Annotated in this window: 7 protein-coding genes; 3 read left to right on the plus strand and 4 right to left on the minus strand. The window is 69.8% G+C overall.

Annotation, left to right across the window (positions count from 1 at the left end; all coding sequences use genetic code 11):
• Positions 1 to 11: 11 nt before the first annotated feature.
• Positions 12 to 1,601 carry a glycoside hydrolase 43 family protein gene (locus tag GTY47_RS03165; RefSeq protein ID WP_173937432.1) on the minus strand — a complete coding sequence of 530 codons (1,590 nt, stop codon included), beginning with the start codon at positions 1,599 to 1,601 and terminating at the stop codon, positions 12 to 14.
• 418 nt (positions 1,602 to 2,019) lie between these two features.
• On the opposite strand from GTY47_RS03165, the gene GTY47_RS03170 reads away from it, so the two are divergent.
• From GTY47_RS03170 to GTY47_RS03180, 3 genes are read left to right on the plus strand one after another with little or no spacing between them, the layout of a single operon-like run.
• Positions 2,020 to 3,666 carry a ricin-type beta-trefoil lectin domain protein gene (locus tag GTY47_RS03170; RefSeq protein WP_029181073.1) on the plus strand — a complete coding sequence of 549 codons (1,647 nt, stop codon included), beginning with the start codon at positions 2,020 to 2,022 and terminating at the stop codon, positions 3,664 to 3,666.
• Positions 3,667 to 3,724: 58 nt separating this feature from the next.
• Positions 3,725 to 5,155: a glycoside hydrolase family 43 protein gene (locus tag GTY47_RS03175; RefSeq protein WP_010038455.1), complete on the plus strand. Its 1,431-nt coding sequence runs from the start codon at positions 3,725 to 3,727 to the stop codon at positions 5,153 to 5,155.
• Between the two features lie 45 nt (positions 5,156 to 5,200).
• A complete protein-coding gene (locus tag GTY47_RS03180) occupies positions 5,201 to 6,505 on the plus strand; it encodes a cellulose binding domain-containing protein (RefSeq protein ID WP_231911205.1) in 1,305 nt (434 codons plus the stop codon).
• A gap of 14 nt (positions 6,506 to 6,519) precedes the next feature.
• Here the strand turns inward: GTY47_RS03180 and GTY47_RS03185 are convergent, their stop codons facing one another.
• From GTY47_RS03185 to GTY47_RS03195, 3 genes are all read right to left on the minus strand, one after another.
• Positions 6,520 to 8,295 (minus strand): cellulase family glycosylhydrolase, encoded by a 1,776-nt coding sequence (locus GTY47_RS03185; RefSeq protein WP_010038457.1) that lies wholly within the window; start codon positions 8,293 to 8,295, stop codon positions 6,520 to 6,522.
• An 80-nt stretch (positions 8,296 to 8,375) separates the two neighbouring features.
• On the minus strand, positions 8,376 to 9,887 hold the full coding sequence (locus GTY47_RS03190) for a glycoside hydrolase family 43 protein (protein WP_010038458.1): 1,512 nt from the start codon (positions 9,885 to 9,887) through the stop codon (positions 8,376 to 8,378).
• Positions 9,888 to 9,928: 41 nt separating this feature from the next.
• Positions 9,929 to 12,067 carry a glycoside hydrolase family 36 protein gene (locus GTY47_RS03195; RefSeq protein WP_010038462.1) on the minus strand — a complete coding sequence of 713 codons (2,139 nt, stop codon included), beginning with the start codon at positions 12,065 to 12,067 and terminating at the stop codon, positions 9,929 to 9,931.
• Positions 12,068 to 12,161: the final 94 nt, after the last annotated feature.

The raw sequence follows: 12,161 nt of genomic DNA on the forward strand, positions 1-12,161 counted from the left end.
CCTCCGATCGCTCAGGGCGTGGACAGCTCGAACCGCGTGATGCGGACCGCGCCGCCGAGTGCCTGCGTGGCGTGGTTGAAGAGGGCGAATCGGTAGCCCATGAAGAACCGCCAGTCGTTGCCCATGGAGAAGGCGGGCCCGAGGCGGGTGAAGGTGCTGCCGTCGGTGCTGTAGGAGAAGGTGCCGGGGCGCGCGCTGCCGGGGCGGATGTCCGCGGTCGCGCGCAGCCAGATGCGGCCGCCGGCGACGGGCGCGCTCGCGACCTCGGTGCCGGTGCCGGTGGTGTTCCAGTTGCCGTCCATCGTCAGCCCGTTGACCATCACCACCCGCGTCGCGCCGCCGTCGCGCTTGACACCGATCCAGGCGGAGGAGTCACGCAGCAGCGCGAGTCCGGCCCGGTCGCCGTCCCGCATCGCGGAGTGGTCGAGCTGGACCGTGGCGGTGGAGGTGGGCCCTTGGATGCGGTGCGTGAGGGTGTTGCGGGCCCAGTACAGGTCGTTGGTGACGGTCGCGGTCCGCAGGGTGAGGCCGTTGCCGGCCGACCACTTCGTGTTGTCCGGGTTGTGGTTCCACTCCCACCTCGGCTTCAGGCTCGTGCCGTCGAAGGTGTCGACGCCGATCATGGGGGTGACCTGGCGGGGTGGAGTGGGCACGGCCGGGCTGGGATACGAGGTGCCCCACGCACCGTCGACGAGTTGCACGACGGGCCAGCCGTCCGAGGTCCAGGTGACCGGCGCCAGGGCGGGCATCCGGCCGCCGGGGTACGCGTCGACGAAGGCCAGGTAGTACCAGGCACCGCTCTGCGTCTGCACCAGCCCGCCCTGGTGCGGGACGCCACCGCCGGGGATCGGCCCGCGCAGATCGAGGAGGACCTGCCGCATCGTGTACGGACCGAAGGGGCCGCTCGACGACTTGAGGATGTACTGGCCGTTCGCGGGGCGGGTCAGGAAGATGTAGTACTGCCCGTTGATCTTGTAGAACCGGGAGCCTTCGAGGGTGCCGACGCTCGACGGTGTCGTGAACACCTGCCGGGTGCGGACCTGGGTGCGGCCGTCGGGCGAGAGCTGGGCCACGCTGATGGTGGTGTTGCCGTACGCCACGTAGAGGGTGTCGTCGCTGTCGACGAGCAGCCCCGCGTCGTAGTAGGGGGTGCTGATCGTCGTCAGCCTGTTCCACGGCCCCTCGGCGGCGGTGGCGGTGTAGACGTACGTCCGGGCGAAGTCGATCTGACCGAGCCAGTAGAAGGTCCTGTTGCTCGGCCGGTAGGCCAGTGACGACGCCCAGATCCCTCTGACGTAGCCGCGGGCACCGTTCAGGTCGTACTTGGCGCCGAAGTCGAGCACGGGCACGGAGTGACCGGCGATCTCCCAGTTCACCAGGTCGTACGACCGCAGGACGGGTGCGCCCGGCGAGTAGTGCATCGTCGAGGCCGAGGCGTAGAAGGCGTTACCGACGCGGATGACGTCGATGTCCGCGAAGTCCTGCCAGATCACCGGGTTCGTGTAGGCGGCCGCGGCCGGAGGAAGCAGGGCACCGGCGGCCAGGCCGGCGGTTGCCGTCAGTGCGCGACGACGAGACCAGGGTTGATGAGTCCATGACATTCGCACGTGTGGCGTTCTCCTTCTGCGGTCCAGCCGTGATGGTTGGAGTTGCCCGGAGGTGCCTTGCTCGGTTCATGCGGAGCGGCTGTGCTATGTACGCGATCTCGAACATGGATCGACTTGCCGAGCACCCTGGATGATAGGAGGCCGGTGTAGCCCGTCAATACCTCTCGCACCAATCGCTGGTAGCTTCGAAACATTCGGAACCTCTGATCCCATGTCTCGGGAGGTCGATTGTATGGAAAATTCCTATATGCCGGCCTCAGTCCCCTTCGTTGCCAGGTGTTAAAGGCCTTTCAGTAGTAGGTATTGACATGCTCGAAGGTCTCTCTAATATCCGTGAGGCCTTGAGTTGCCGAATAGGTCACGAAATTTCGAACCCGCTATGTCATGGACTTGACATTTAAGGAGCCCCTTGGTGCCCAGACGCTCATGCGGACGCCTGATCCGCCTCCTCGCGGCCACCGCACTGACGCTCACCGCCTGCGTCACCGCCTCCGCCGGCACGACCGCCGAGGCCGCGCCGGGCAGCCCCGCGCTCACCCCGCCACTGGGCTGGAACAGCTGGAACAGCTTCGGGTGCGGGATCACTGAGGCGCAGGTCCGCCAGGCCGCCGACGCGATGGTCTCCTCGGGTATGAAGGAGGCGGGCTACCAGTACGTCGTCGTCGACGACTGCTGGTTCGACCCGCAGCGCGACGCGGCGGGCAACCTGCGGGCCAATCCGACCAAGTTCCCCAGCGGGATGAAGGCGCTCGGGGACTACATCCACAGCAAGGGCCTGAAGTTCGGCATCTACCAAGCGCCCAACGAAAAGACCTGCGCGCAAGGCGTGGGCACCTACCCGGGCGCCACGGGCAGCAAGGGCCACGAGGCTCAGGACGCTGCCACGTTCGCCTCGTGGGGCGTGGACTATCTCAAGTACGACTGGTGCTCCGGCAGCGGCACCCTCAGCGAGCAGATCGCACGGTTCACCATCATGCGCGACGCTCTGCGCGCCACCGGACGTCCGATCGTCTACAGCATCAACCCCAACAGCTTCCACGCCCCCACCGGCGACAAGTACAACTGGGGCGAGGTCGCCGACCTGTGGCGGACGACCGAGGATCTGCTCGACATCTGGCAGAACAACAACACCAACAGCTACCCGATGGGCGTCGGCAACGTCCTGGACGTCACCGCGCCGCTGGCCGCGCAGTCGGGTCCGGGGCACTGGAACGACCCCGACATGCTGGTCGTCGGCCGCCCCGGCCTGTCACTGACCGAGTCCCGCTCCCACTTCGCCCTGTGGTCGCTGATGGGCGCCCCTCTCATGGCCGGCAACGACATCCGGACGATGTCGGCGGACGTGAGTGCGATCCTGCGCAACCCGCGTCTGCTGGCGGTGAACCAGGACTCGCTGGGCGCGGGCGGACGCAGGGTGCGAGACGACGGCAGCACAGAGGTGTTCGCCAAGCCCCTGTCCGACGGCTCGGTCGCGGTGGGCCTGTTCAACCGGGGAGGCGGAACGGCGACGGTCACCACCACGGCCGCACAAGTCGGTCTGTCCGGCGGACCGTTCACCCTCACCGACCTGTGGACCGGCGGCACGTCCAGCACGTCCGGGCAGATCTCGGCGAGTGTCCCCGCGCACGGCGTGGCCGTCTTCCGGGTGAGCGGGGGCAGCCCGCTGGCCGCCACCACCTCTCGGCTGCGCGGCACCGCGTCCGGCCGCTGCCTGGACGTGGACAACGCCTCCACCGCGGCCGGGGCCACGGTACTGCTCTGGGACTGCCACACGGCCGCCAACCAGCTGTGGACCACGTGGGCCGGCGGTGAGATCCGCGTCTTCGGCGACAAGTGCCTGGACGCCTACAACCAGGGCACCGCCAACGGCACCCGGGTCGTCACCTGGCCCTGCAACGGCCAGAACAACCAGAAGTGGACCGTCGGCTCCGACGGGTCGATCCGCAACGTCCACGCCGGGCTGTGCCTCGACGCCAGCGGGGCCGGCACCGCCAATGGGACGCCGCTGGTCCTGTGGACCTGCAACGGCCAGGCCAACCAGAAGTGGACCCGCACGTGAGGGACTCAGCGCACCCGTCAACGGCTCATGCGTCCGTCAGCGTCCCCCGGAGGCCACGATGATCCCGGCTCGGCCGTCACCCACCACCAGCACCGGACTCACCCGGGCGGTCGCCTGGACCCTGGGCCTCCTGCTGGCCTTCGCCGTTGTTCCCGCCGCGGTACAGCCCACCGCGGCCCGGGCCGACAACCCCATCGTGCAGCACGTCTACACCGCCGACCCGGCCCCGCTGGTCCACAACGGACGGGTCTACCTCTACACCGGGCACGACGAGGACGGCTCCACCTACTTCACCATGAAGGACTGGCGGGTGTGGTCCTCCGCCGACATGGTCAACTGGACCGACCACGGCTCCCCGCTCAGCCTGGCCACCTTCAGCTGGGCGTCCGCCGACGCGTGGGCGGGACAGACCGTGGAGCGCAACGGCCGGTTCTACTGGTACGTACCCGTGAAGAACCGGGCGACCGGCCGCATGGCCATCGGTGTGGCGGTGTCGGACAGCCCCACCGGCCCGTTCCGGGACGCCCTCGGCCGACCGCTGGTGGAGAACGGCGAGATCGACCCGACCGTCTTCATCGACGACGACGGCCAGGCCTACCTGTACTGGGGCAACCCGAACCTGTCGTACGTCAGGCTGAACGCCGACATGACCTCCTACTCGGGCGGCGTCACCAGGATCCCGCTCACCACCGCGGGATTCGGCACCCGCACCGGTGACCCCAACCGTCCCACGCTGTACGAGGAGGGGCCCTGGGTCTACAAGCGCAACGGCCTGTACTACATGGTCTTCGCGGCCAAGTGCTGCTCGGAGTTCATCGCCTACTCCACGGCGCCCGGGCCGACCGGGCCCTGGACCTACCGCGGGACGGTCATGCCCACACAGGGCAGCAGCTTCACCAACCACCCCGGGATCGTGGACTTCAGAGGCAGTTCGTACTTCTTCTACCACAACGGCGCGCTCCCGGGCGGCGGCGGCTTCACCCGCTCGGTCGCGGTGGAGAAGTTCTCCTACAACGCCGACGGCACGATCCCGACGATCAACATGACGAACACGGGTGCCCCCCAGGTCGGCACGCTCAACCCGTACGCACGCCAGGAGGCCGAGACGATCGCCTGGGGATCCGGGATCGAGACGGAACCGGCCGGCGAAGGCGGAATGAACATCGGCTGGATCGACAACGGCGACTACATCAAGGTCAAGGGCGTGGCCTTCGGGCCGGGCGCGTCCTCCTTCACCGCGCGCGTGGCCTCGGGCAGCGGCGGCGGCACCGTCGAACTGCGCCTGGGTTCGCCGAGCGGGACGGTCGTGGGCCGGTGCGGTGTGCCGAACACCGGGGGCTGGCAGAGCTGGACGACGGTGACCTGCCCGGTCGCCGGCGCGGTAGGAACCCAGGACCTCTATCTGCGGTTCACCGGCGGCAGCGGCTACCTGCTCAACATGAACTGGTGGCAGTTCACCCCCAGCAGCACCGTGACGGCGGCGCGGTAACCGGCGGTGAGGCACGTCCTCGCGACCTTGCAGAAGGGCAGTCGCATGATGGCAAGGACAAGGTCCCTCTTATGGCCCGCCCTCGTCGCGGTGCTGGTCGTCCTGAGCACGGGCGGCACCGCACTGGGCCTCGGCCGGGGCGAGAACACCCCACTCACGGCCTCCGATACGGCTGCCGCACGCGTCGGCACCGCTGCCACAACCCCCGGATGCGGCAAAGCGCCCACCCTGACGAGCGGTACGCACACGATCCAGAGCGATGGCAAGAACCGGAGCTTCATCCTGCGGATCCCGGACGGCTACGACCGCAACCGCGCCTACCGGCTGGTCCTGGGATTCCACTGGCTGGGCGGCACCTCCACCGACGTCGCCACGGGCCGCACCGTGGAAACGGGCACCTGGGCCTACTACGGCCTCCAGCGACTGGCGAACAACAGCACCATCTTCGTCGCACCCCAAGGTCTCAACAACGGCTGGGCCAACACCGGCGGCGAGGACGTCACCTTCGTCGACGACATGCTCAGGCGGATCGAGACGGACCTGTGCGTCGACACCACACAGCGTTTCGCGCTGGGATTCAGCTACGGCGCCGCCATGTCGTACGCCCTCGCGTGTTCCCGCGCGACGGTCTTCCGGGCGGTCGCGGTCCAGAGCGGCGGACAGCTCAGCGGATGCAGCGGCGGCACCCAGCCGATCGCCTACCTCGGAGTGCACGGCCTCAGGGACAGCGTCCTCGGCATCTCCGGCGGACGGGCGATGCGGGACAGGTTCGTCAGGAACAACGGCTGCACCCCCCAGAACCCGCCCGAGCCCGCGCAGGGCAGCCTGACGCACCGGGTCACCGCCTACTCGGGATGCTCGGCCGGGCATCCGGTCGCCTGGGCCGCGTTCGACGAAGGACACATCGCCGCACCCCAGGACGGGGCCCCCGGTGACAGCGGCTCCAGGACGTGGCTGCCGGGAGAGGTCTGGAAGTTCTTCACCCAGTTCCAGACCTCCAACCCGCCGCCGGGGACGGCGTCCTGCCGGGTCACCAGCACCGTCAGCGCGTGGAACACCGGCCTGACGTCGAACATCACCATCGCCAACACCGGCACGGCCGCGATCGAGGGCTGGTCCCTTGGCTTCACCCTGCCCGACGGCCAGACCATCACCTCCGGCTGGAACGCGGACTACTCGGTCGCCTCGGGACGGGTTACGGCCAGGAACGCCTCCCACAACGCCACCATCGCTCCGGGCGCGTCGGTCGACATCGGCTTCCAGGCATCCCACACCGGCAACACCGCCCCGCCGAGCTCCTACACCCTCAACGGCACTGCCTGCGTTGCCACAGGGAGTGCACGGAAGTGACTGTCTCCGGCCGGTCAGGAGGCCGGAGTGACGCGAGAGCCCGTGACCGAGTCCCCGGACTTCTTGACGTGGTACATGAGCTTTTCGCCGCTGTAGAAGTGGAAGGTCAGTGTCACCGGTTCACCGTCGCGCAGCGCGTCCAGGAACTCGGGCTGCAGGATGATCGTGTCCTTCCCGTAGTCCGGCGAGAAGGACTTGTTGAACTCCTGGTACGGAGTCCAGTCGGTCTGGCCGGCGTTGCTGCCGTCGCCGTACCTGGCCTCCATGGTGGCCAGGACGTCACCCCGGTACTGGGTGGGGATGGTGAACGCGTCGGTCCTGCCCGTGGCGTCGGACAGCACCGGCTCGTCGTAGGTGACCACCTCGATCTGCCAGGGCAGTCCGCGGGAGAACCGGGCCTGGAGCGTGGCGTTCACCCCGTACTCGCGGTCGCCCGTCAGCCGGGTCAGCGCGCCGGCCGTGAGGACGAGCCTGGTCTTGTCGAAGAGGGTGTAGTCCCGTCCCTCGACGAGCTTGGTCCTGCCGTGCCACAGGCCACGGAACCGGGTGCCGTTCGGGTGCAGCGTGAGCCCCTTGGCCGTGATCGGCTCCGACTTCGGCACGAAGACCTTGTCGAAGGAGGCCGTTCCCGAACGGGTGGTCCAGCTCGACTTGATCCAGGCGAACAGGGCGGGATCCGACCACTTCTGGGTCTCCCGGTTCAGGTAGGCCCACGTTCCGGGATCCCACAGCGCGGTGGTGACACCGACGGAGCGCGCCGCGTGTCCGAGGTGCTCGTAGTACTTCAGCGCCTCGCCCCGCTCGACGCGGGAGGGATGGTTGGTGTCGGGATAGCCGAGCAGGCCGTACTCACCGAGGTAGACGGGGATGCCCCTGGCGACAAAGGTGTCGCGCATCCGGGCGAAGGCGTCGTTGAGGTCGTTCTGGGCTTTGTCGTCGTAGTGGGTGCCGCCCGCGACGTTCACACTGAACGGGTACCAGCTGTAGTAGTGCACGGTGGCGACGAGATTGCGGTCGTTCAGCGACTTGATCGTGGTGTACAGGTCGTCCATGAGGTTCTGGGAGGGCGTGCACGCCTCCGTGGGCAGCATGAGCAGGCGGTCGGTGTTCCCGCCGCCCGAGGAGCGGACGACCTTGTGGAAGGAGGTGTTCAGCTCGCGCAGGAACGTGACCTTCTGATCGGCCGTGGTCTTCTCGAAGACCGGCTCGTTGACGCTCTCGAAGATCAGGGTGCGCGGCTCGTCCCTGAACGTCTGGGAGATCTGGGTCCAGGTGGAGTTGAACCGGGCCAGCACGCCGTCGTGGTCGGCGGGCATGTCGTCGATCCACTGCCACGAGTCGTGGTGCACGTTGAGCACGACGTACAGGCCCTCGTCGAGCGCCCAGTCGACGACCTCCTTGACGCGGCTCATGTACGCGGCGTCGACGGTGTAGGGGGCGGTGGCGGACTGGTGGTCGGACCAGGTCACCGGGATCCGGACGCTGCGGAAACCTTGCCCGCGGATGGTGGCGAACAGTTCCCTGGTGGCCTTCGGGTTGCCCCAGTTCGTCTCGTGGGGAATGGCGTCCAGGGTGTTGCCCAGGTTCCAGCTGGGCTGCATCGCGGCGACGGCGTCCATGGCGCGGGCCGGAACCCTGACCGCGGACCGTGACGGCTCCGCCGTGTCGTCGGTCGCGGCGGTCGAGGTGCCGCCGGCCAGTCCCAGCATGACGGCGAGCACCAGCAGCAGGGAGGGCAGGCGGCCGGGTCTGGGGCTGCGGTGGTGCGCGGGTCGCGGTAAGTCCTTCATGATTCGTCCCTTTCGGTGGACGTGTCTCTCAGTGGGAGTGCGTGCCTTCAGTGGGTCGTGCGGCGGGGGAGCGGGTCGGCTCAGCGGTCCAGGGGCTCGTAGTCGAACCAGTCGAAGTGGACGGTGCCTTCGGCGGCGTACATGCCGATGACGCGGCCGGTGAAGCCGCCGGCGACCTCCGTCGACAGGTAGCGGCCGTCGAGGGCCGCGAGCTCCGTGAACGTGCCGTCGGGTTGTTCGACGCCGAGGGAGACGACGTCGGGTCCGGTGCACGGTCCGTGCGGAGGCGGTGGGTCCGCGATGGTGAGGGCGAGGACCAGTGGCCCGGCCGGCACGGAGAGTTCGGCCACGACCGTGCGCAGGGAGCCGACGCGCGCGATCACCCGTACGTCCGTCCCGGATGCCTCGATCGCGTAGTGGTGCCGCTCGTCCAGCCGGACGGCGAGGCCGCCGCGCCCCTGCTCCGGGTCGACCAGGGTGCGTGCCCGGCAGGTGAGGTCCTGTTGGCGGCGGCCGGTGAACACCACGTCGGGCTCGTCCAGAGAGCCGCCACGCGCGCGGAGCGTCAGCCATCCGGGTCGCTCCTTGGTGGTGCACAGCTCGCAGGGGCGGTCCCGCACCGAGATCCATGACGGTCGCAGCTCGGTGAGATCGAAGTCGTCCCGCTGCTCCTGGACGGGTCCGGGGGAGAGGGGCCAGGGGAGTGCGGACGGGTCCGGGGCCACCTCGCCGACGACCGGCCAGCCGTCCTCCCAGGTCACGGGAGCCAGGAAGGTCTCCCGGCCGAGCACGTGCCAGCCGGGCGTGCCGCCGCGCGGTCGCACCCCGAGGAAGACCATCCACCACGCTCCGTCGGGTCCCTGGACGAGGTCCGCGTGGCCGGTGTTCTGCACGGGGTGGTCGGTGCCGCGGTGGGTGAGGATCGGGTTGGCCGGGCACGGCTCGAACGGGCCGGCGGGTGTACGGCCGCGGGCGATCGACACGCCGTGGCCGCGCTCGGTGCCGCCCTCGGCGATGAGCAGGTACCAGTAGTCGCCGATGCGGTACAGGTGCGGCGCCTCCGGGGCCTTGGCGCCGGGGCCGCCGGACCAGAGCTTGTGCGGTGTCCCGTACGTCTGTCCGGTGGACGGGTCGAGGCGGACCTGAGCGACTCCGGCGACGGTGCACCAGCAGGTGCCGTCCTCGTCCCAGGCCAGGTCGGGATCGATGCCCGGTACGCCCGGTGCCCAGATGGGATCCGACCACGGTCCGGCCGGGTCGGTGGCCGTGACGATCAGGTTGCCGCCGCCCTCGCTGCAGTTGGTGACGATCAGCCAGAAGCGGCCGTCGTGGTGGCGCAGGGTGGGGGCGTAGATGCCGCCCGAGGACGGCATGGAGACCGGCAGGCGCAACTGCTCCGGCCGGTCCAGGGCGTTGCCGATCTGCCGCCAGTGCACCAGGTCACGGCTGTGGAAGAGGGGTACGCCGGGGAAGTACTCGAAGCTGGAGCAGGCGAGGTAGTAGTCGTCGCCGACCCGGCAGATGCTGGGGTCGGGGTGGAACCCGGGGAGCACGGGGTCGGCGGCGTGGGCGGGCTGGTTGTGAGCGGGCACCCTCGGTCGTCCTTTCGTCGGGTGGGCGGCAGGGTCGGCGCTCAGGGAGCGTCCGGCTGCGTGCGCGTGATGCGGAGGAGCGCCGCGGAGGGCGCGGTGGGCAGGGTCACGGTGAGGTCGGCGGTGTCCGGGTTCCAGACGGCAGCGGCCTGACGTGCGGCGGGGTACAGCACCTCGGCACGGGCTGCGCCGCCGTCCGCCCGTTCGGACAGCCGGAAGGTGGTGGTGGCCGCACCGCCCGGGCGGCGCCAGACGGTGAGGTAGGTGGTGGCGGGGGTGTGCAGGGCCAGGGCGATCCAGGGGTCGTCCCAGCCAGGAAGGCCGAGTGGCCAGGACGGCACGGCCTCCGCCAGGTCGGCGCGGATGGTCTTGTATGCGGCGACCGCCTCGTGGACCAGGGCGCGGGCCTCGGGCTCCAGTTCCGGCAGGAGGCCGGAGAGGTGGATGCGGCCGAGCAGGGCGTTCGCCATGGTGAAGGCGACCTCGTCGAGGGAGTCCTCCGGCTGCGGATAGGCCCACACGGCGCCTTGCTCGGGGGTGACGGCGGTGGGTGCGGATGCCGCGATGGGCGCGTAGAGCTGCAGATTCTGCTGGTCGCTGGTGGACTGCAGTTGCAGCCGCGACAGCAGGGCGTGGTCCCAGCGCATGCCGCCCGAGGCGCAGTTCTCCACGACCAGGTGCGGATAGCGGTCCAGGACGCCGTCGAGCCAGTCCAGGTGCGCCCGGTTGTGGCCGAGCAGGCCGGCGCCCGGGGTCTCGCCGGGGTCGGCGCTGGTGCCGGAGCCGGGGTCGATGTTGTGGTCGAGCTTGAGGTAGCCGACGCCCCACTCGCCGACCAGGCGGTCCACGACCTGGTCCAGGTGGGCGCGGGCGGCCGGGTGGCGCAGGTCCAGGTGGTGCCGGCCGACCTCCGTGAGGCGGACGCCGTCGCGGCGGAAGAACGCCTCGTCGGGCAGGGACTTGGCCATCGGGCTGTGGACGCCGATGACTTCCGGCTCCAGCCACAGGCCGGGCACCATGCCGCGTTCGCGGATACGGTCCAGTACCTGGTGGATCCCCTTCTCGCCGGGGAAACGTGAGGCGGACGGCTCCCAGGCGCCGACGCTGGTCCACCAGCCGCCGTCATCGTCGTCGTACCAGCCCGCGTCGATGACGAAGTACTCGGCGCCGGCCTCGGCCGCCGCGTCGATCAGGGGCAGCAGCTTGTCGGTGGTCGGGTCGCCCATCAGGCAGTTCATGTAGTCGTTGAAGATGACGGGCAGGCGTTGGTGGTCGGCGTGCGGGCGGCGGTGGGCGCGTCGGTAGCGGGTCAGTGCGGCGAACGCGGCGTCGGGGCCGCCGTCGGCGCTGAAGGACAGGGCCACGGGTACGGTGCGGAAGGCGGCGCCGGGTTCCAGGGGCTGCCGCCAGCCGTGGTGGGTGTCGGTGGGACCGAACAGCGCCACGTAGGCCGCCCGGTCGTGCTCCTGGCACTCCCAGCGCCAGCCCCCGCCGTTGTGCTCGATCTGCCATACCCAGGTGCGGCCGGTGCGCCGGTCCGTCAGGCCACCCATGGGCAGGTGTCCGCAGCTGGACCAAGTGCCCTGTCCGGTCAGTTCACGGCCGGCCTTGCCGTGCCCGTACTCCACGCGTCCGCTGAGGGCGGGTGTGGTGCGCCGCATCGGCTGTCGCTGCCAGCGGCACTCGGCGAGCCAGTCGTTGTCCGCCCACAGCAGGTCGGCGGCGTCGACGGCCGCCGGGTCCGCCGGGGTGAGGCAGCCCACCGCGAGGGAGCTGACCGATTCCAGGTGCAGCGTGGTCTGCCCTTCGTTGCGCAGGGTCACTTCGCCGCGGAGCACGGGGATGCCGTCCGGCGACCGGTAGGTCACCTCCGCGACCAGCCCGGTTTCCGGGTCGTGGAGATGCACGGTCAGCGTGTGCCAGTCGCCGTCGCGGGCCGAGCGGTGGGACCGGTGGCGCAGCCGCTCGCCGAGAGCGGTCCCGATCAGGCGGCTGCCCGACCAGGCGCGGCCGTGCCCCGCGGCCGTCACCTCGACCAGCGGCAGGGACGCACCGGGGCCGCTGCCCGCTTCACCGGGCAGTCCGAGACGCGTCAGGCGGGCACTGCCGTCGTCGCCGAGGACGAACTCGAGATGCAGGGCGTCGTGACCCCAGCGGAAGCTCCGCTGTTCGTTCTCCATGGTGTCCTTTCCAGGTCAGTGGCCGGGCTGTGGGGCCGGTGTCTCGGTGCGGGCCGTGCTCGCCGTCGAACTCGACGGCGAGCACGGTGGTGTG

Origin of the sequence: Streptomyces sp. SID5464 (genome assembly GCF_009862985.1) — a bacterium.
GTDB lineage: Bacteria > Actinomycetota > Actinomycetes > Streptomycetales > Streptomycetaceae > Streptomyces > Streptomyces chartreusis_D.